Raw genomic sequence first — 19,412 nt, 5'->3', positions numbered from 1 at the left:
TCGATCGCGGCGGATCGGGCCGGTCGATGACGTTGGGCCGAACGAGCGAATGGTATGCGCGGTGACGCCGGAGTAACCATCCGGTGACTTAGCGTGGCCTGGTGCGCAGAGGCGGAAGCGGTCGGGTGAGGCGGGCGGCGGTTGTCGTCGGCGCGGTCGTGCTCGGCTCGGCCGTCGTTCCGAGCGCCGCCGCGACGCCGCGGGTCGGGTCGGGATCCGGGTCCGGCGGCGCTTGGGCCGGGGCCGTACATCTGCCGCTCGCCGCCGTGCGCCACCCGCTTTCGCCGCTGCCGAGCCCTCCCGTCGGCTCCGCTCCGCGCCCCGGCGTCCGCCCCCCGGGCGCCGGGGCCCCCGCCGTGGATCCGTGTCCGGACCAGACGCCGCGAGCGGTCGGCGCCACCACCTCGCATCCGACGCGCGACGCCGCGGTCTGCTGCCGGGATCACCTCCGGGGCCGTGCGCCCGGTGTCGACCCGGCCCACTTCGACTGCCGGGGGCTCCTCGGCCCCGGCCGGCGGCACGAGCCCGCCCCCGGCGCGCGTACCGGATCGGCCGCGGCCCCGTCGGCCCCGGCTCCGGTTTCGGCGGGGCCCGAGGCCGACCCGATCGGCGACCTCCCGCCCGGGCGCCCCGCGTCGCGTCGGGGCGCCGCGCGCCAGGTCGCGCCCCCGCGTCGGGCCAAGACCCCGCGCGCCCGGGAGGGCGATGACAAGGATCGCGGTGACGCCGCCAAGCGGGCCGTGCACGACGGTCCGGCCGTACTGGCCCGCCGGGCCATCACCGACCACGTGGCGGGCACCGGATCCGGGGCAGTGCTCCCGCTGGGCCTGGCCGCCGGCGCGCTGCTCCTGGTCGGCGGCGCACTCGTCGCCGGTTCCCGCCGCCGCGGCAACCGTCCGCCCCGTCCGCCCCGTTCGACCGGAGCCCGCCGCCCGGCCGGCTGACCCCCACCGCGCCCTACCGCCCCAGGCAACCCCGGACCGCCTCGATCAGGCCGAGGGCCCGGACGTCCGTGTTCAGCGGGGACTGACCGTTCGTCACATACGCGAAGGCGAGGCCCGTGGCCGGGTCGGCGAAGGCCAGGGGGCCGCCGCTGCCCGGGTGGCCGAACGCGGCGGGGTCGGCGGAGACCCCGAAGAACGTGGTCTCCGGCTTCATGAAGCCGAGGCTGAACGCGGTGTGGTCGCCGAGGATCCGGTCCGGCCCCGCGACCACCGTCGAGGTCACGCCGGCGACCGTTTCGGGGGAGAGCAGGCGCACCCCGTCGAGCGTGCCGCCCGCGCCGAGCATCGCGTACACCCGGGCCAGCGCACGCGCGTTGGTGACGCCCAGGCCCGAGGGCACCTCCCAGGTGAGCACGCTCGGGTCGTGATCCGCGCCGGGCGCGGCCAGTTCGGGCAGCGCCAGCATCGTGCGGCCCAGTTCGGAGCCGAGGTCGAGCAGGGCGGGATCGCTCGGGGCGATCGTGGTCAGATGCGCGAGCCGGGGCAACTCCGCGGCGGGCAGCCCGATATGCGCGTCCAGGCCCAGCGGCCCGGCCACCTCCTCGGCCAGGAACGCGCCGACGGTGCGTCCGTCCACCCGCCGGATCAGCTCGCTCGCGTAGAAGCCCCAGGTCACCGCGTGATAGCCGTGCGCCGTCCCCGGCTCCCAGACGGGACGCTGTGCGGCGAGCGCGTCGGCCAGAGCGTCGGGCACGGCCACCTGGTCGAGCGTGATCGGCTCGTCGAGGAAGGGCAACCCGGCCTGATGGGAGAGCAGTTGGGCCACCGTCACGGTCTGCTTGCCGGCCGCCGCGAACTCGGGCCAGTAGCGACACACCGGCAGCGCGGGGTCGAGCCGGTCCCGGTCGATCAGGATCGCCAGACAGGTCGCGACGAGGCCCTTGGTGACCGACCAGACCACCTGTACGGTGTCGTGCTCCCAGCTTCGGCCCGCGTTCGGTTCGGCCAGTCCGCCCCACAGGTCCACCACGGGCGCGCCGCGCAGTCGTACCGCGAGCGCCGCGCCGACCTCGCCGTGAATCGCGAAGTTCTCCTCGAACGCGGCCTGTACGGGCGCGAATCCGGGCGCGATGAAACCGTCGACGTGCATGGTGTGGTCCTTTCGCGAACGCTCGGGACACCTCACCGGCGCCGGCGCGGTCGGTGACCGGGACGCTTCGTCAGTTCCTCGGGGTGACGCCTTCGAGTACCAGCGCCGTGAATTGGGTTTCCAGTTCGGACACGGTCCGGTCGACCGTCGACTTCCACCCGGCCGTGAGCCACAGCGGGTAGGCGAGGTAGCGGTAGACCAGGTCCGGGTCCAGGTCCGCGCGGAACTCCCCGGAATCGATGCCTTCCTGAAGGGTGTTCAGCCACAGATCGCGAACCCGCATACCGTCCGCGGCCAGGTGTGCGAAGCGCGGCAGCGTGGCCAGGTAGGCGTAGTCGCGGACGTAGATCATGGCCGCGTCGGGGTGGTGCTCGATGGTCCGGAACGCGGCGTGCACGAGTCCGCGCAGCCGGTCGGACGAGGTGCGCGCGTCGGCGAACGCCTCGTCGTACCACGTCGCGAGATCGCGCATCGCGGCGGTGAGGATCTCGTCGATCAAGTCCTCTTTCGAACCGAACCAGTGGTAGATGCTGCCCGCGAGAATGCCCGACGCGTCGGCTATCTCACGAACCGTTGACGCGACGACGCCCTTGCGGGCGAACAGTGCGGCGGCCTCGGACAGGATCACCTCCCGGCGCGGAAGTGCTTCGGGTTCCGTCTTCCTGCGTGCCATGAGCGCCCGTTCTCGGTCCGGCGGGTTGACTGCTGCCGCGTACTGCCAGGTGCCGTGCAGCCTAACCGCAGGTGGAGCGGTTGCCGTTGATTCAGTGGGGGATGCCTTCAGGGAGATCCGAACTACCTATCTAACATTTGTTAGATTGTGCTGAACCTTCTACGCCAGTTCCCGATTCCCTGTCAAGGGCCTTGCGGGGCACGGGGGTTGCGGTCTAGCTTGTGCCGCATCCGGGAGTCCGTGGGGGATGGCCGGGCGGGGAGACGACGCGAAAGGCGTTGGCTCCCATGGCTCGTACGACGGCACCGCACAGAGCACACATCGCAACCCATGTCGCACCACCGGCCCGCGTGACAGACTCGACGCGAGCGGTGGCACCACGTCCGGGTCCGGCCGGGGGATCGTCCTCGGCGGACGGCGGCGGCGTACCCGCGCACACCGAGCTGGTGGCCACCGGGTGGGCCGGTTGGATCGGCGACTCCAGTCCCGTTCGCACACCCCGCACGGGTGCGTCCTGACCATGGGCACCTCAGTCGCGCCGTCCCGCGCCGGCGAGTCCGGTCGAACGGCCGTGTCCGTGGCCGAGTTCGGCGATGCCGCGGGTGCGGCACCCGGCCGCGTCGCCGCGTGGGTGAATCAACTCCCGTTCGATGAGCACCGGTTACCGAGGCAAGTGGGCGTGATCCCTTACCCCACACGGCTGTCGGCGATCGTGCCGCGCCCGGGCGGGGTGCCGAGAGCCGGTAGGTATGAAACCGGCACCGAATACGTGTCGTGGCCGGGAGGTGACGCCGGGTCAGGAGGGGAGTCGGCGTCCCCCGGCCGGGGCGCGGGAGTCGTTCCGGGTGTCCTCGGGTCGGGGCCGGACGGGGCGGGGGAGCCCTGTTCGACCGTCGACCCGAGCCCGGGTGCGGCTCCCGATACGGGTGGCGCGCGGGTGGGGGGTGACGCCGTGTCAGGTATGGCGTTCGATCCCGCGCGCCGCCCGTGGCGAGGGTCCGATGCCGAGGCGCGTAGACCGACGCGCCTCGGCTCGGACCCGGGATGTGCTCGGCGGGCGCGTTCGGCCCGGGGCCGGGTCCGGGCGCTGCGCTCGCCGGCCGACGGTGAGATCCCGGAACCCGTACCGCTGTTCGCCTCGGGACCGGAACCGATTCCGGCGATCGGTATCGACCCGGTCCGGCGCCCCGTGTTGCGGGCCCGGGACCTGCGGGTGGAGTTCGCCGGGGTGCCCGCCGTGGACGGGGTGTCCATGTGGGTCGAGCGCGGCGAGGTGGTCGGCGTGGTCGGCCCCGCGGGCAGCGGCAAGACCACGCTGCTGAACGCGCTCACCGGGGTGGTGCCGGCCACCGGCGCGCTGTTCGTGGAGGGCCTGCCGGTGCGGCTGGGCAGCCCCGAACGCTCGCGCCGCGCCGGTCTGGTCCGGATGTTCCAGACCCCGCAACCGGTGCGCGCGCTGTCCGGCGCGGACAACTTCGTGCTCACCCGCTCCGACACCCGGCACCGGGGTCTGCTCGCCGCGTGGTTGTTGCACCCGCTGCTGGCGCGGGTGGACCTGGAACGGGGCATCGGGACGGACCGGGCCGGGCCGGGGGGACGGCCGCACCGGGGCGCGGACGTGCTGACGTACGGGGAACGTCGGCTGCTCGACATCGCCCGGGGCATCGCGGCGGTGCCCCGGGTGCTGATGCTGGACGAGCCGAGCGCGGGGCTGAACGCCCGCGAGACGGACGCGCTGCTGGTACTGCTGCGGGGGGTCGCGGCGGACGGCGTGGGCCTGATCGTGGTGGATCGAAGGATCGACTTCGTCGAGGCGCTGTGCGATCGCGTCACCGTCATGGACACCGGCCGCGTGGTTGCGGAGGGCACGCCGGCCGAGATCCGACGCAATCGTCGCGCGATGGACGCCTGCCTGGGGGCGAGGGCCGGGTACGACGCCTGAGCCTCGGCGTCGACGGTCCACCGGTCCCGGGGCGGGGTCGGCGGGCGCGTTCGGGGGCGCCCGACCCGGGGTCACCGGCCCGTCCGGCGACCCCGGCGACCCGCCCACCACGATCCCCCGCCGGCCCGAAACGCTCCCCGGGCCGGCGGTTCCACCGCCTCGCGAGCGCAGGTCGCCCGGGGCTCGATCCACCCGGACCCGCCCGGTGGGGCCTACAGGCCCGGCGCGCCCGGCGGGTACTTGATCGCGTTCTTCACCATCTTGTCGCGCAGGGCCTGGGCCGGGTCGATGCCGAGTCGGTGCGCCAGGCTCAGCAGATAGGACAGGACGTCGGCGATCTCCTCGCGGACGTGTTCGCCCCGGTCCGGATCCGACATCACGTCGTCGGCCTGTTCGGGGGTCAGCCACTGGAAGATCTCCACCAGCTCCGAGGCCTCCACGCTGAGCGCCATCACCAGGTTCTTCGGGGTGTGGAAGGGCTGCCAGTGCCGCTCGGCGGAGAACGCGGCGATCGCGGCGGTCAGTTCGGCGATGTCGGAGCCGGCCGGGGGAGTGGTGTCCATACCCCCATGCCTACCGCACCCGCCGCGCCGTGAGCCGCCGGGCCCTGTCACCCCGGCGAGGGACAATGACGGAGGGCAGGCCCGGACTCGTCCGGGCGGCCCCGATCGCCGTCGTCCGCCCTGGAAGGTTCACATGAGGGTCGCCACCTGGAACATCAACTCGATCGGGGCCCGGCTGCCCAAGCTGCTCGAGTGGCTGGAGCGGGCCGCACCCGACGCGGTGTGCCTGCAGGAGCTGAAGTCCACGCCCGAGGCGTATCCGCTGAAGGAGCTGGAGGAGGCCGGCTACACCTCGGCCGTCAACGCGGGCGGGCGCTGGAACGGCGTCGCGATCCTGTCCAAGGTCGGCCTCGACGACGTCACCGTCGGCCTGACGCCCGGCCCCGGTTTCCCCGAGGCCGACGGCCCGCACGAGGCTCGGGCGATCTCCGCGACGTGCGGCGGCGTGCGGCTCTGGTCGGTGTACGTGCCCAACGGCCGCGAGGTGGACAACCCGCACTACGCCTACAAGCTGGAATGGCTGGGCGCGCTGCGTGCCGCGGTCGCCGCCGACGCGGCCGGCCCGCTGCCGTTCGCCGTGCTCGGCGACTTCAACGTCGCGCCCACGGACAAGGACGTCTGGGACATCTCGCTGTTCGGCGAGAACTCGACGCACGTCACGCAGGCCGAGCGGGACGCGGTCACCGCGCTGGAGGGGGTGGGGCTGCGCGAGGTGATGCCCCGGGCGCTCAAGTACGACGTGCCGTTCACCTACTGGGACTACCGCGAACTGGGCTTCCCGAAGAACAAGGGCATGCGGATCGACCTCGTCTACGGCAACGCGCCGTTCGCCGCCGCGGTCACCGACTCCTACGTCGACCGCGAGGCCCGCAAGGGCAAGGGCACCAGCGACCACGCACCGGTCGTGGTGGACCTCGACGTGTAGCCGGTCGCTGCCGCGCGGGCCTGCGGGTCGGCGCTCCGCGCACGGACTCCCCGCACGGCCCCCGAGCCGACCGATCGGCTCGGGGGCCGTGTGCGGCGTCGGCGCTACAGATACAACCCTTCGCCCCCGTGCCGGGGCCGTTCGATCTCCACCGGCGCCGCCCCGTTGCGCAGCGCGTACAACTCGGCGAGCGTCGCGTGTGTACCGATGCCGTCGGCGGTGCCCAGCCACTCGCGCGCCTCCGCGAATTCCAGCGGGCCGACGTCGATCTGGGCCAGACAACGACCGGGGCGCACCACCGCCGGGTGCAGCCGGCCCAGGCTCTCGTTGGTGGTGATCGCGACCATCACGTTGCGCCCCTGGCCGAGCAGGCCGTCGGTGAGGTTGAGCAGCCGGGACAGCGCCTGACCCGCCGAGCGTTTGGCCTCGCCGCGGATCAACTCGTCGCAGTCCTCCAGGACCAGCAGCCGCCACTTCTGCTTCTTCGACTTGTCGTGCGACTCCTCGTCCTCGTCGCCGCGCCCGATCGCGACGTCCATCAGGTAGCCGGTGTCGCCGAACAGCGCCTCGGGGTCCAGGACGCAGTCCATCCGACACCAGTCCTGCCACGCGCGGGCCAGCGCGCGCAGCGCCGTGGTCTTGCCGGTGCCGGGCGGTCCGTGCAGCAGGATCAACCGGCCCGACACGTCGTCGGGGGTGACCTTCATCAGTCGGTCGAACGCGCCGGCGGTCGGCCCGGTGTAGTTGCGGCGGATGTCCTCCCAGGGCGCGGCGGTGATCGCCCGGGTGGTGCGGTACGGGCCGCGCCGGGCGGAGAAGTACCAAAAGCCCATCGCCACGGCCTCGTCCTTGGGCGGCGGGTCGGCCGCCGCGCCCTTGACCGCCTTCTTCAACACCGCGCGGCCGACCTTCTCGTCGACGGCGGTCACGGTCACCTCGCCGCCGCCGCTGCGCCAGCGCACCGACCGCAGGGTCCAGCCGTCACCGACGGCGAGTTGGGAGGAACGATCGTCCTCCTCCACGGCGCGGACCACTCTGGCGCCGCGCGGGACGAGTCGGGCGCCGGGCTTGACCCGGTCCAGTCGGGTGGTCCTGGCCCACGGCTGGGCGCCGGTCAGGAAGGCGGCGAGGGCGAGTCCGTCCACGGCGTCGTACGGGGTGTCCGCGTCGTCGAGTCCGAACACGAAGGGCAACAGCGTTGATGGGTCGTCACCGGCTGAATTCGGCGCCCCATCCGATGGGCGGGGCGTCTGGCGAGGCATCGACATGATTTCGATGATCCGGTGCCCCGGGCCGTCCGTACAGGGGTTTACCCATAGCGGTGCGGTTTCCGGGCCGGACGAGGGCTCGGGGAGCCTCGGCGGGGGAGCGAGGACACGCCCTAGCTTGGATAGGCCGCCTCGACCGCGGCCAGTGCGGTGCTGATCGCCTCGTCGCGGGTCAGGCCGAGTCGGTGTGCGCGGTGGGCGTATTCGAGCGCGGCCTCGCTCGCCGCCCGGTGCGCGGTGTCCCCGACCGCGGCGACGAAGCTGCCCGAGCGGCCCCGGGTCTCGATCACGCCGTCCGCCTCCAGCTCGCGGTAGGCCCGCGCGACCGTGTTGGGCGCCAGGCCGAGTTCGCCGGCCAAGCCGCGTACGGTCGGCAGTCTGGTGCCGGCGGGCAGCGTGCCGGCCCGGGCCTGATCGGCGAGTTGCCCCCGAATCTGCTCGAACGGTGCGACGGACGAGGCCGGATCGATGGTGATCACCATACGAGCGAGCCTAGACCCGCCCGGGTCGCGGGCTCGGCAACCGGGTGCGATTCGGCGGTGGCCGGCGGTGACGGGCCACGCTCCCGCGCCGGTGGCGATTCGTCAGCGAAGATGGCGAATTGCTCGGCTGTGATGTCACGAACCGTCGTCCCGAATTCGAACGGAGCCCGCAAGAACGCCACGGCTGCGGCACGGTGGACCCGACGAACCCAGCGTGGTCACACACTCACCGAAGGGGGAATCCGTGTCCGACCTCCCGCCGATCCGCTCGTCGTCCGCCGTGGACGCCGAGCCGCTCGACCACCACCGGCGCGCGACCGCGCCCGTAGGGGCCCCGCGTTCGGCCCGCGACGACCGGGACCCGGACGACGATCCGCACGTCGCCGCCCCGGGCCGGGGTGTCTGAGATGACCCACCGCGAGGAGCGACCGCTCGACCCGGTCGACTCGCTCGATCCGTTCGACTCGCCTGGTCCGTTCGCCCCCGAGGGCGTCGACGCACCGGGCGGACCCGGCGGCGGGGCCCGCAGGCCGGCGTCGGCGGCCGACCCCGGGGCGGTCGGCGGGGCGTGGCCCGACGAGGCTTGGCCCGACGAGGAGTTCGGGCCCGCCGAGTCGGCCGCGACGGTGATCGTCACCCCCGACGGGACCGGCCGGCACCACTTCGGCGCGGGCTCGCCCCCCGCCGCGCCGCACCGGCCGCGCCAGGCCCGCGAGGGACCGATCTGGGCGGAGGAGAGCGACCTGGTCCGGCGTACGTTCGTGCCGCCCAAGGGCTATCTGCGCGCCCAGGGCATGATGTCCCGGCAGCTGATCCTGCTCACCGGCGAGGCCCGGTCCGGAAAACGCACACTGGCCCTGCACCTGATGCAGGATCAGCACGTGGAGAGCGTGATCGCCCTCGACCCCGAGGAAGACCTGACCACCCGTCGGATCCAGCGCGGCCGGGGCTATGTGGTCGACTCCATCGGCGCCGACGCGCTCGCCGGCTACACCCGCGACGACCTGGAACTGCTGCGCCGCCGCCTGGTCGAACGCGGCAGCGTCCTGGTCGCCACGGCGGTCGTCGGCGCACCGATGCTCGGCGTCTGGGCGCCCTGGCACGTACCGTGTGCCCGACCCGATCCGGTCCAGGTGCTGCACAGCCACCTCACCGACCGCCTGGGGCCGGGCTGGGAGCGCCGGCATCTGGACCTGGTGGACGAGGACATCGCCGAACTGGTGCGCGCCGACGGCGGCCGGCCCGCCCGGGCCGCGAGGATCGCCGCCGAACTGGCCGGTTTCACCGACGGCAGGTTCACCAGGACCCAGGTGCTGAACGCGCTGCGCGATCGTGAGCACGTGGCGGTGGCCGCCTGGTTGCGGGCCCATCCGGCCTGTGCCGACTGGGCGTTGATGATCGCCGCCGCGGTGTTCGAGGGGTACGACTACGGCATCGTCGCCGAGCGGGCCGCGGCGCTGCGCGCGATGCTGGCCGAGCATCTGCCGACCTCGGCCGCCGCGTCGGCCGACGGGTGGCCGCCGCAGGCCCGGTCCGCGCGCCTGGACCTGATCGACGCGACCGCGGTCGCCGCCGACGCCACCCGGGACGGAGCCCGCTACCGGCTGGACGTGGTGCGCTTCAACCGGCCGCGCTGGGCGGCGTCGGTCCGCGAGCACGTCTGGGACGCCTACCCCGACCTGCGCGACCCGCTGGTCGAGTGGTTGGCCGCCACCCCCCGGCAGCCGGCCGACGTCCACCGGGTCGCGGCGCGGGCCGCGGGCGCGTTCATGGCCGGGGGTCGGGGGCATCGGCCGCTGGCTCCGATCCACCGCTGGGCCCGAACCGGCGCCCGGCGCACGATGGCGGTGTCCGCCCTGAAGGCGGCGGCCCAGGACGCGGTGGTGGCGACCCAGGTACGGCACCTGGTGGAGACGTGGAGCCGGGACACCACCCACCCGGGGCTGCGCCTGATGGCAGCCCGCGCCTACCCCGGCCTCGCCTCCGTCTATCCCGGCCCGACCCTGACCGGTCTGCTGCGCCTGGCCCGGACCGGGGACCGTGCGGTGGCCGAGGCGGCCCGGGACGGCATCGCGGCGCTGTGTCGGGAGGGCATCCGCGCCGAATCGGTCCTGGAGCGGGTGGAGGACTGGGAAGAGGCCGCCGCCGCGGCCGAGTTGGCCGCGCACCTCGTACTCGACGAGGGGGCGGGCGGGTCGCCGGCCGACGACCGGTTCCTGGCGGTGGTCCGGAACGCGGTCACGGATCGGGACGGATATGCCGTCGTGGCCCGGTTGTTCACCCGACTGGTCGGGGCGGGGGCGGGTGATCCGACCCGAGCCTCGGCGCTGCGGGAGGGCCTGACGCGGCTGTTCGGTCCGGGGCGCGACCACGGGCTGGAACGACTCGCCTTCGACCTGACCCGGCTCGCCTATGAGGGGTTGCCGAACGGCGAGGTGATCGACATCGGGGTGCTCGAACCGGCGATCCGGGCGTTCGAGGAGCCGATCCTCGGGCCGAACGGGGGTACGGGCGCATGATCGACGAACCGGTGTCCCCGGTCCGCCCTGTCGGCGGATCGCGCCTGAGCGCCTACCTCCGGTATCGCCTGGGCCGGCGGGGGCGGCGGGTGCTCGCGGTGCCGGCGAGCGCGGGGGCGGCGCCGACCTTCGCGGAGATACGCGGGGCGGCGGAGCTCTGGTGGGTCACCGTCCGCGAGTTCGCCGAGGTGCGTACGTTCGAGGTGCGGGTCGGCGCGGCGGGGGAACGGGCCGGCCGGGTCGAGGTACAGCTGCGCTGGTGGGTGCACGACCCGAGGGCGGTCGTCCGGCACCGGGCGGTGGATGCCGGGGCGTTCGTGTATCGCGATGTGGAAAACCGGATTCGCGGGGCGCTTGCGGGTGGGGGCGGTGCGGATGGCGCGGATGGTGCGGCCGATGTGGATGAGGCGCGATTGCAGGACGCGCTCGATGTGGCGTTGTCGGACACGATCGTGCTCGCGGAATACGGGCTCGGCTATCGATCGGTGGGGGCGTTCCTGCGGGCGGAGCCGATATCGGCCGATGTTCGCGGGGAGTTGGAGCGGGCGCGGGCGGCGATTTCGCTGGAAAAGGAGCGGCAGCGGCTGACCCTGATGCGGATGGAGTTTCACCGGGGGCTGATTCGGGAGGGGCCGGAGGCGTTGATCGCCTACTGGTTGACTCGATTTCCCGACCAGATCAAGGCCGTGGTGGACCACCTGGACGATCGGGGAATGGTGTGGGGCGCCGACGGTACGCCTGGTGTGTGCGATACATCTGGTGCGCCTGGTACGCCTGCCGGTTCGACCGCGCCCCGCACGCCGGCCGGCGAACTGCTCGCGCTGCTGGGGGACGCCGACGATTTCGAGCGGAATCAGCTGCGCAAGGCGCTCGTATCCGGCCTCGCCGCGTCCGGGCCGCGTGGGATGGCGGTGCTGCGCGAACTCGGCTGGTGGCACGACCTGGTGGGGGACGACGCGGACGAGTTGCCGGCGTAGGGGCGGTCGAATGGGGGTGATCGAATGGGAGCGATCGAAAGGGCCACCCGCTCGATACGAGCGGGTGGCCCTTTCGATTTCGGCCCGAAATCCGGGAGCTTATCGCTCTTCGCGGAACAGCACGTGCTTTCCGGCGGCCGGGTCGTACTTGCGCAGCGTCATCCGGTCCGGATCGTTGCGCCGGTTCTTTCGGGTCACGTAGGTGAATCCGGTCCCGGCTGTGGACCGAAGCTTCACGATCGGACGAAGCTCACTGCGAGCCATGGACGCCTCCCGGAGTTTTCGAAGTCTGTCCCGACGGGTGCTTCAATGCGGATGGGCACCCGGTTATTCCACGACCCGATGCCCGCTCGGCCCAATGCGGGTGACCTCGGTATTCCCCGGCGCTCGTCGGGGGTGGCGGGAGTGGTGGGAGTGGTGGGGGTCGCGGGGGTGCTCGGAAACCACGGGCGCGGTGGGTGTCGGCGGTGCGATGCTTGGCCGGTGAACCGATCGGACGTGCTGCTTCAGATCCCCGCCGAATTGCAACAGTTCCTGCCGCCGCGCCTGCGCGGACTGCCGGTGACCGCCCCCGCCGACGGGGATTCGACGCTCGGACACCTGGTCGAATCGGTCGGCCCGCCGCTGCCCGAGGTGGGCGGACTGCTCGTGGACGGCCGCGAGGTGGCGTGGGGATATCGACCGGTGGGCGGCGAGGTGGTCGACGTGCTGCCGATCCGGCGCCCGCAGGCGATTCCGGAATTCGCCGACGAGGCACCGCGCTTCCTGCTCGACGTGCACCTGGGCGCGCTGGCCCGCCGGATGCGGCTGGTCGGGATCGACACCGCGTACCACAACGACTGCGACGACCCGACCCTGGTGATCCAGGCCAACGCCGAACGCCGAGTGCTGCTCACCCAGGACCGCGGGCTGCTGCGGCGCAAGAACCTGTGGTTCGGGGCGTACGTGTACGGGATCCGCGCCGACGCCCAACTCGACGACCTGCTCCGCCGGTTCGCGCTGCCGCTCGCGCCCTGGACCCGCTGTACGGCGTGCAACGGCGAGCTGCGTGCGGCCACCCGCGAGGAGGTCGAGTCCGAGGTCGAGGCGGGCACTCTGGACAAGGTGGACGCGTTCGCCCGGTGCCGGGCCTGCGACCGGGTGTACTGGCACGGGGCGCACGGCGGCCACCTGGACGAGATCGTGGAGGCGGCGCGGCGGACGGCGGCGGGTATTCGCTGAGTGGCGCCGTTGCCGACCGGGCCGAGAGCCGGCCCGGTCGGCGTACGGCCGGCCCTCGGTGCGGTGCACCGTGGGCGGGCCGGTCGTGATCGATACCGCTAGCGCACGCGTCCCCGGGCCCGCAGCGGTACGGACGGCAGCTCCGGTGCGTGCATCCGGGGCGCCGCGTAGCCGGTGACGGTGCCGAAGTCCGAGCCGTTCTCCCAGGCGGTGCGCGCCGTCGCGATCTCCTCGCCGGTGCGCGCCACGAAGTTCCACCACATTACGATCTCCTCGGCGAACGGCTCGCCGCCGAGCAGCATCAGGTCCGCGCCGTTCGTGGAGCGGATGGCCAACGAGGTGCGCCCGCAGCCGAGGTACAGCAGCCCACCGGGCGTCAGCGGCACGCCGTCCACCTCGGCCTCGCCCGACATCGACATCACCGCGTACTCGAAGTCCGGCTCCAGCGGCGGCCGTACGTCCGTGCCCGGCGCCAGCGTCAGATCCGCGCCGACCAGCGGGGTGTAGGCGGTGCCCGGCGAGGTCGCGCCGTCCAGCGTGCCCATGATCACCGTGGCGGTCAGGCCGCCGCCGGTGGCCTGCGGGAGTTCGGTGTGGTGCTCGAAGCTCGGGTCCACGTGGCGGTGCGCGTCCGGCAGAGCGACCCACAGCTGGGCCCCGTGGAGCAGCCGGGCGTGCTCCCTCGGCGACTCCTCGGAGTGCGAGATGGCCCGCCCGGACGTCATCAGCCCCAATTCGCCGGGCCGTACGGTGGCCAGACTGCCCAGGCTGTCCCGGTGCAGCACGGTGCCCTCGCGCAGCCAGCTCACCGTCTGCAGGCCCAGGTGCGGGTGCGGCGGGACCTGCATGCCGGGCTGGTCGGCGATGTCGTCGGGCCCGTAGTGGTCCACGAAGCACCAGGCGCCGATCATCCGCCGACCCAGGCTCGGCAGCAGGCGACGGACCATGTGGCTCTCGCCCAGCAGTACATCGCGCGACTTCAACAGCTCGCGCACGGGTTCGCCCGACACGTCGGCCCGGCCACCGCACGTGGTCAGAGTCGGTCGGGTATCGAGGTTGCTCATGCCGTCAAGGTACGCGGCGGAGAAAGAGAACGGGCCGCACGGGCAACCGTTCGGTCCGCCCCCGGCGGAAAACGGATGATCCAGCGCCTCGCACAGGCGGTCGCGGCGGCCACGACGGTGCACCCGCTCCGGCTCGCCGGGGAAGCCGCCGCACCGGGCACGCTCGGCGGCGGCCCGCTCGAGCTTGCCCTCGGCCCGTGCTCCGTCCGGCACACCCTCGACGCCGCCGGCATCGGGTAGGGCCGGCTCCCCGCCGATTTCACGCCGGCCGACTACGTGGCAATCGGCAACATGTATACCGGTACCCCGCACACCGCGGCCCGAGCCCGCCCATGCGCCGCACAGCTGGGAATCTCGGCCCCTGCTCGCGGCCCGACGAAGCCGCCGATGTGTCGTCACCGCCCGGCGTCCGGGCGGCCTGGCGTTGGGTCGGTCCTGAGCAGGCGGCGCACACTGCGGGTCGATACGCCCAGGAGGTGGGCGAGTTCGACGTCGGTGACGCCGGCTTGCCATGCGGTGTGGAGGGCGTGGGTTACGCGGGTGTCGGCTTCCTCGTATATCTCCCGGGCGAGGGCGTGTGCGGCGGTGCGGGGTTCGAGGCGGTCCTGAATGCCGCGATGGGCGGCGCGGATGCGGAGCGCGCGGGTCAGGCGGTCGCGGGCGCGCCTGTCCGGTTCGGGGTTGTCATTCATGCGGTCGGCCGTCGGTCGTGAGGGCAAAGACGCGGCGGCGGACGAGGCGGTCCGCGAAGGCTGCGCGGATTCCTTCGCTGTCGAGCCATCGGCCGATGCGTTCGTGCAGTCGGGTGGCCTGATCGAGGGTGAGTCCGGTGTCCGGGAGGGGGTCGAGGCACAGGCGCGGCTCGGGCGGTGTCGTGGTCGGGATCAGATCGGGCCGCGTCCGCGCGATGTCGTCCAGCAGTCCGACGCGGTGATGCTCCTGGACATGCGCGATCAGCCCGGCCTCGTCCCGGACCGGCGCGACCAGCAACCGCAGCAACAACCCGAACCCGTCCCGCACCAGCCGAGCCCGCCCCCGAGCCGGCTCCTCCGCATGCGGCGGCCGCAGCAAGGTCACGGCGAGAGCGGACACGTCGGCATCCGCGAGGTGACAGACCGCCCGATCCGGCCACCCGTCGGAAGCGTGGTAGCCGGAGGCAAACACATCGAGCCGCCAGGGCCCGGACCCACCGACCCGTTCGAGGGTGACCGACCAGGCGGGAAGAGTGACGACCACAGCGGCCGGCTCGACTTCGGACACAAGACGCTCCGTGAGATAGGTGGACAGAGGTGGGGTCGGTGCGGAACGAGAACGACGCCGCCGTCGGGACACCACACCGGGGGATGGAACGCGACGGAGTTACGTCGATGCGCCGCTCGCGTCGGACGCCGCCTCCAGCAGGTCCAGCAGGTTGGCGGTGTCGTCGATCAACTGCTGCGCCTCGGTGCGGGTGAGCCTGATGACCGGGGTCGCCTGGTCGATCGGCCGCAACAGGACGGGCCGAGGCGACCCGGGTTCGCAGTCGACGATCAGGGCCGTGCGCTCGCGGTGAAGCACCACAATTCCTCCCGTGATCCGGGTGCTGTCGGCAGTACTCAGCGTGGCGCACGAAACGAGGGGCAATGCACACAAAATGTGCGCATTGCCCCTCGCCGAGGATGGATCAGATGGCTACGCCCGCCCAGCGGGCGAACCCCAAACGACTTTCGTCGTCGGCCCGTTCCAGACGGAGCAGGGTGCCGACGGTGTCCCGGGTGCGCGGGTGCTTGCGCGTGTGCAGCGGTGCGATCCGGCGAGCGGTACGGAGCGATTCCCAGGCGCCGCCTCGGTCGCCCGCCACCAGTCGGGCATGCGCCTGGTCGATGTGGTGATGCGACGACCGCTCGGCGGGCATGTCGTCGGGCAGCACGAGCGCGCCGCCGTCGCGAACCGCCGTGTCGTAATCGCCGATCTCGATCGCCGCCGCAGCCCGGTAGATGCCAACCTGAGCTGTCCCGAACGCCGTCTCGTAGAACACCGCGTCCCCACCGCCGAGCCGGGCGGCAACCTCGGCGGCTTGGTCCAGGTCGGACCTCATCGCCGAGACGTCGCCGCTGCGGGCCTGGACCATGACCCGCTTCAGCAGCACCGCGCCGAAGAGGCCCCGAGCGTCCCGGCTCTCGATGTCGACCAAGTCGCGCTCCAGTTGTTCGAGCACTCGCCGTGCCGGAGCGTACGCGCCTTCGCGAAGCATCGCGCCCGCGAGCAAGTAGCGTGCGGTGGCCACCAGTAGCGGGTCGTCGGAGAGACGAGCGGCCCACTCGACGCGTTCGAGGGCAGCCGTCGAGAGGTCGAGATACCCGAGCTTGTGGGCAAGCGAGTTCACGCCTCGATACACCTGAGCCAGCAGCCCGTACGCCTCGCGCGACGCCAACGATCCCGGCGTTTCCGCCAGGGCGAGCGCCCCGAGTTCGGTCAGGAGCCCCGGGAGCGCCGGTGCGACCCGGGCGTAACTCGCGGCCCGCCGATGGCGATTGACCTCTTCCACCGCGACATACAGCTCTTCGAACTCGCGCGCAGGCAGCAGCGGCGACGGCGATGGATCCCGGTAGCAGAGCATCACCCGTCGCAGTTCGGGAATGACCCCGTGCACCAGTTGATCTTCGGGCCCCGGGTCGGTGTCGTAGGGCTGGCCGGTCAGCCGGGAGACCTCGACACGCATCGTGCGGGCGAGCTTGACGAGCACGGAGTGCGATGTCGGCCGGGAGCCGGTCTCCAACTTCTGGAGGTAACTCCGCGAGATCCCCGCCTTGTCGGCGAGTTCCTGCTGCGTCAGACGCCGCACACGGCGAGCGGTGATGATGCGCTGACCGACGCTGTCGTCCATGTGCCTGCTCCCCGGATCGTCGTCCTCCGCAGAGTACGTCCGGAACGTGTCCACGAGGCACACAATCTGTGCACATCGCCGCTTCGCCAACGCTCCGACGGCACCCGAAGCTCCCCTCAAAGCCCGCGAACCCCCGCCTAACGCGCAGCTTTTGCCCGCCCATGCCCGATCGGGTACACCCCGTACCAAGAGCCACGACCGCAGCCTTGCCGCTCGTCTCGCCCTGATCCCGTCGAGGCCGGCGGGTGGGCCGGGTCGGTCCGGGGATCGTCAGGCGGCCGGGCCGTTTTGGCATAGGAGGAAGCCGGTGGCCTGGAGGGTGATGGTCAGCAGGGCTACCGGAACTCCCACCGCGTAGCGGCGGCGGGGGTGGGGTGGGAGGACCAGGGCGAGGAAGGCGACGATGAAGGACAGTACGAACATGCCGAAGACCCAGGGCAGCCTGGTGTCGTACCAGTCGCGGCAGGCCTGGTCGCCGCAGGATTCGGTGCCGCCGCCCAGTCCGAGCAGCACGAACAGGTCGGTCATCGCGACCACGACGAACACGAACAGGCCGCCGACGAAGGTGATCGCGCGAGCGAATCCGTGCTCGCCACCGTCGGGGGTGGGAGGCATGTAGGTCATGCGGCTCACGCTAGGTGGCGGGGCCGGGCCGAACATCCGTACAGATACTCACTTCGGCGACGGCCGCACGGACGACACATCGGCCGCGCGGGGGACGACCAAGCGCGAAGTCGGGCGTGGCCACGCGGAGTTCCCCTGGCGACGGCTGCACCGCCCCCTACTCCGCCACCAGGATCTCCAGCCCCGCATCCCGCAACGCGTCGAGCGCGTCCGGGTCCGCCGGCCCGCTCGTGATCAGCAGGTCGATGTCCGCCAGCGGGCACACCTCGGCGAGTTCGGTCCGGCCCAGCTTCGAGCCGTCGGCCACCACGACCCGCCGCCCCGCCGCCCGCAACATCGCGCGTTTCGCCTCGGCCTCGGGCAGGTTCACATTGGTGATGCCGCCCGTCGGGTGCACGCCGTTGCAGCCGAGGAAGACCGTGTCGGCGTGGATCCGCTCCAGGATGTGGTCGCCGAGCGGGTTGATCAGCGAGTGCTGGAGCGGTCGCAGCGTGCCGCCGGTGACCACGACGGAGAATCGTGGGATCGCCCGCTCCAACTCCAGCGCGATGGTCAGCCCGTTGGTGAAGACGACCAGGTCGCGCAGGTCCTCGCGGTCCACCAGGGCGCGCGCCACGAAGGTGGTGGTGGTGCCGACGTCCAGGACCACACTCTCCGACGGGGACACCAGCGCCGCCGCGGCCCGTCCGATCAGCGTCTTGGCGGGCGAGGCCGAGGTCAGCGCCTCCTCGAAGGACGGCTCGACGCGCGGATCGCGACCGGTGAACATCGCCCCGCCGCGCACCCGGCGTACCCGACCCTGGCGCTCCAGTACCTCCAGGTCGGCCCGGACCGTGACGCGCGAGATGCCGAACGCCTCGGCCAGGTCGGTGACCTTGGCGAAGCCGCGATCCGCGATCGTGGCGGCCATCCGGGCGCGGCGGCCTTCGGCGGGCAGACCGTCGGTGTCGTCGTCAGGCATGGGCAGCATCTTGCGGACACCTTCCGAAACTTGTCAAACCGCAGGTGAGGACGGGTTCGGCCAGCCATCGGCAAGCATCAAGCCTGCCAAAGCTTTCTAATTGACAAGATTTGGAAAGCTTCGCAAAATGAAGGCATGAAGAAGACGCAGGCCGTCCTGGCCGACGGTCGCGAGATCGTCTACTACGACACGCGGGACGAGGGGGTGCGCGCCGCCGTCGACACGCGCGACCTCGCCCCCGTGGTCAGCGGCTCCGAGATGCGCTACGACCGACTCCTCGACGAGTGGGTCGTAGTCGCCTCGCACCGGCAGACCCGGACCCACCTGCCCGCCGCCGACGCGTGCCCGCTGTGTCCGTCCACGCCCGAGCGGGCCACCGAGGTGCCCGAGGCCGACTACGAGGTCGTGGTCTTCGAGAACCGCTTCCCGTCGATGTCCGGCGGCGGCGCCGAGCGCGAACCGCTCGCGCCGGGGTGGGCCGACGACCCGTTCCCGCGCCGGCCGTCGGGCGGGCGCTGCGAGGTGATGTGCTTCACCCCCGAGCACGACGCCTCGTTCAAGGACCTCACCCCCGAGCGGGCCCGCCTGGTGCTCGACGCGTGGACCGACCGCACCGCCGAGTTGTCCGCGCTGCCCGGTGTGGAGCAGGTGTACTGCTTCGAGAACCGGGGCCGGGAGATCGGCGTCACGCTGCCGCACTCGCACGGACAGATCTACGCCTACCCCTTCGTCACCCCGCGTACGGCCGCCATGATCGCCTCCACCGCCGCGCACCGGCACCGCACCGGCCGCAACCTGTTCGAGGACGTGGTCGCCGCCGAGCGCGCCGACGGGGCCCGGATCGTCGCGGAGAACGCGCACTGGACGGCGTTCGTCCCGGCCGCCGCGCGCTGGCCGTACGAGGTGCACCTGTACCCGAACCGGCGCGTGCCCGACCTGCTCGCCCTGGACGAGGACGCGCGCGCCGCGTTCGGCGGGATGTACCTGGACCTGCTGCGCCGCTTCGACCGCCTCTTCGACGGCGAGCCCGCGCCGTACATCGCCGCGTGGCAGCAGGCGCCGGTGCGCTCCGGGCGGGTCGACTTCGCGCTGCACCTGGAGCTTTTCTCGATCCGCCGGGCACCGGGCAAGCTGAAGTACCTTGCCGGAAGCGAATCGGGGATGGGCGTGTTCATCAGCGACGTACCGCCGGAGACGGCGGCGGCACGACTGCGGGAGGTCGGCGAATGAGGC

The 19,412-nt window shown here is 72.4% G+C and carries 22 protein-coding genes; 9 read left to right on the top strand and 13 right to left on the bottom strand.

Annotation, left to right across the window (positions count from 1 at the left end):
* Positions 1–101 precede the first annotated feature (101 nt).
* Complete coding sequence (locus ACH4XV_RS14575; RefSeq protein ID WP_395789615.1) at positions 102–944, top strand: hypothetical protein; 843 nt, start codon at positions 102–104, stop codon at positions 942–944.
* A 13-nt stretch (positions 945–957) separates the two neighbouring features.
* Here the strand turns inward: ACH4XV_RS14575 and ACH4XV_RS14570 are convergent, their stop codons facing one another.
* Both ACH4XV_RS14570 and ACH4XV_RS14565 read right to left on the bottom strand, forming a co-directional pair.
* Positions 958–2,094: a serine hydrolase domain-containing protein gene (locus ACH4XV_RS14570; RefSeq protein ID WP_395789613.1), complete on the bottom strand. Its 1,137-nt coding sequence runs from the start codon at positions 2,092–2,094 to the stop codon at positions 958–960.
* A gap of 70 nt (positions 2,095–2,164) precedes the next feature.
* Complete coding sequence (locus tag ACH4XV_RS14565) at positions 2,165–2,767, bottom strand: TetR/AcrR family transcriptional regulator (protein WP_395789611.1); 603 nt, start codon at positions 2,765–2,767, stop codon at positions 2,165–2,167.
* Positions 2,768–3,728: 961 nt separating this feature from the next.
* Here ACH4XV_RS14565 and ACH4XV_RS14560 point away from each other — a divergent pair.
* Positions 3,729–4,709, top strand: coding sequence for an ATP-binding cassette domain-containing protein (locus ACH4XV_RS14560; protein WP_395789609.1), 981 nt, complete (start codon positions 3,729–3,731; stop codon positions 4,707–4,709).
* 212 nt (positions 4,710–4,921) lie between these two features.
* Here ACH4XV_RS14560 and ACH4XV_RS14555 read toward each other — a convergent pair whose 3' ends face one another.
* Positions 4,922–5,272 carry a nucleotide pyrophosphohydrolase gene (locus ACH4XV_RS14555; protein WP_395789607.1) on the bottom strand — a complete coding sequence of 117 codons (351 nt, stop codon included), beginning with the start codon at positions 5,270–5,272 and terminating at the stop codon, positions 4,922–4,924.
* 133 nt (positions 5,273–5,405) lie between these two features.
* Here ACH4XV_RS14555 and ACH4XV_RS14550 point away from each other — a divergent pair, with 133 nt between their 5' ends.
* A complete protein-coding gene (locus ACH4XV_RS14550; RefSeq protein ID WP_395789605.1) occupies positions 5,406–6,197 on the top strand; it encodes an exodeoxyribonuclease III in 792 nt (263 codons plus the stop codon).
* A gap of 104 nt (positions 6,198–6,301) precedes the next feature.
* Here the strand turns inward: ACH4XV_RS14550 and ACH4XV_RS14545 are convergent, their stop codons facing one another.
* Positions 6,302–7,459 carry a DUF5925 domain-containing protein gene (locus ACH4XV_RS14545; protein ID WP_395790000.1) on the bottom strand — a complete coding sequence of 386 codons (1,158 nt, stop codon included), beginning with the start codon at positions 7,457–7,459 and terminating at the stop codon, positions 6,302–6,304.
* Between the two features lie 119 nt (positions 7,460–7,578).
* Complete coding sequence (locus ACH4XV_RS14540; protein ID WP_395789603.1) at positions 7,579–7,947, bottom strand: GntR family transcriptional regulator; 369 nt, start codon at positions 7,945–7,947, stop codon at positions 7,579–7,581.
* Between the two features lie 244 nt (positions 7,948–8,191).
* On the opposite strand from ACH4XV_RS14540, the gene ACH4XV_RS14535 reads away from it, so the two are divergent.
* The 3 genes from ACH4XV_RS14535 to ACH4XV_RS14525 are packed head-to-tail and all read left to right on the top strand — an operon-like array spanning position 8,192 to position 11,443.
* Positions 8,192–8,353, top strand: coding sequence for a hypothetical protein (locus ACH4XV_RS14535; RefSeq protein WP_395789601.1), 162 nt, complete (start codon positions 8,192–8,194; stop codon positions 8,351–8,353).
* Position 8,354: 1 nt separating this feature from the next.
* The gene (locus ACH4XV_RS14530) at positions 8,355–10,466 is read left to right on the top strand and encodes a hypothetical protein (protein ID WP_395789599.1); all 2,112 of its coding nucleotides are present in this window, start codon (positions 8,355–8,357) and stop codon (positions 10,464–10,466) included.
* Positions 10,463–11,443, top strand: coding sequence for a hypothetical protein (locus ACH4XV_RS14525; protein WP_395789597.1), 981 nt, complete (start codon positions 10,463–10,465; stop codon positions 11,441–11,443). Before ACH4XV_RS14530 ends, ACH4XV_RS14525 begins: the two co-directional genes overlap by 4 nt.
* A 99-nt stretch (positions 11,444–11,542) precedes the next feature.
* Here ACH4XV_RS14525 and rpmG read toward each other — a convergent pair whose 3' ends face one another.
* On the bottom strand, positions 11,543–11,707 hold the full coding sequence (rpmG, locus tag ACH4XV_RS14520; RefSeq protein WP_078977190.1) for a 50S ribosomal protein L33: 165 nt from the start codon (positions 11,705–11,707) through the stop codon (positions 11,543–11,545).
* A 219-nt stretch (positions 11,708–11,926) separates the two neighbouring features.
* Here rpmG and ACH4XV_RS14515 point away from each other — a divergent pair, with 219 nt between their 5' ends.
* Positions 11,927–12,664: a Mut7-C RNAse domain-containing protein gene (locus ACH4XV_RS14515; protein ID WP_395789595.1), complete on the top strand. Its 738-nt coding sequence runs from the start codon at positions 11,927–11,929 to the stop codon at positions 12,662–12,664.
* A gap of 98 nt (positions 12,665–12,762) precedes the next feature.
* On the opposite strand, the gene ACH4XV_RS14510 is transcribed toward ACH4XV_RS14515, so the two are convergent.
* The gene (locus ACH4XV_RS14510) at positions 12,763–13,728 is read right to left on the bottom strand and encodes a pirin family protein (protein ID WP_395789593.1); all 966 of its coding nucleotides are present in this window, start codon (positions 13,726–13,728) and stop codon (positions 12,763–12,765) included.
* Positions 13,729–13,803: 75 nt separating this feature from the next.
* Here ACH4XV_RS14510 and ACH4XV_RS14505 point away from each other — a divergent pair, with 75 nt between their 5' ends.
* Positions 13,804–13,968: a hypothetical protein gene (locus ACH4XV_RS14505; RefSeq protein ID WP_395789591.1), complete on the top strand. Its 165-nt coding sequence runs from the start codon at positions 13,804–13,806 to the stop codon at positions 13,966–13,968.
* Between the two features lie 155 nt (positions 13,969–14,123).
* Here the strand turns inward: ACH4XV_RS14505 and ACH4XV_RS14500 are convergent, their stop codons facing one another.
* The 6 genes from ACH4XV_RS14500 to ACH4XV_RS14475 form a co-directional block, all read right to left on the bottom strand.
* On the bottom strand, positions 14,124–14,420 hold the full coding sequence (locus ACH4XV_RS14500; protein ID WP_395789589.1) for a hypothetical protein: 297 nt from the start codon (positions 14,418–14,420) through the stop codon (positions 14,124–14,126).
* On the bottom strand, positions 14,413–14,988 hold the full coding sequence (locus tag ACH4XV_RS14495; protein ID WP_380002875.1) for a hypothetical protein: 576 nt from the start codon (positions 14,986–14,988) through the stop codon (positions 14,413–14,415). The genes ACH4XV_RS14500 and ACH4XV_RS14495 overlap by 8 nt, the downstream gene beginning before the upstream one ends.
* A gap of 99 nt (positions 14,989–15,087) precedes the next feature.
* Positions 15,088–15,285: a hypothetical protein gene (locus ACH4XV_RS14490; protein ID WP_380002876.1), complete on the bottom strand. Its 198-nt coding sequence runs from the start codon at positions 15,283–15,285 to the stop codon at positions 15,088–15,090.
* A 106-nt stretch (positions 15,286–15,391) separates the two neighbouring features.
* A complete protein-coding gene (locus ACH4XV_RS14485) occupies positions 15,392–16,594 on the bottom strand; it encodes a helix-turn-helix domain-containing protein (RefSeq protein ID WP_395789586.1) in 1,203 nt (400 codons plus the stop codon).
* A 270-nt stretch (positions 16,595–16,864) separates the two neighbouring features.
* Entirely contained in the window at positions 16,865–17,218 is a 354-nt protein-coding gene (locus ACH4XV_RS14480) for a hypothetical protein (protein WP_395789584.1), read from the bottom strand.
* A gap of 157 nt (positions 17,219–17,375) precedes the next feature.
* Complete coding sequence (locus ACH4XV_RS14475; protein ID WP_380002879.1) at positions 17,376–18,179, bottom strand: DeoR/GlpR family DNA-binding transcription regulator; 804 nt, start codon at positions 18,177–18,179, stop codon at positions 17,376–17,378.
* 135 nt (positions 18,180–18,314) lie between these two features.
* Here ACH4XV_RS14475 and galT point away from each other — a divergent pair, with 135 nt between their 5' ends.
* Complete coding sequence (gene galT, locus ACH4XV_RS14470; protein WP_380029021.1) at positions 18,315–19,409, top strand: galactose-1-phosphate uridylyltransferase; 1,095 nt, start codon at positions 18,315–18,317, stop codon at positions 19,407–19,409.
* Positions 19,410–19,412 lie beyond the last annotated feature (3 nt).

This window comes from Embleya sp. NPDC020630, from assembly GCF_044334985.1.
Lineage (GTDB): Bacteria > Actinomycetota > Actinomycetes > Streptomycetales > Streptomycetaceae > Embleya.
This window is presented reverse-complemented; position numbering and strand designations above follow the sequence as displayed.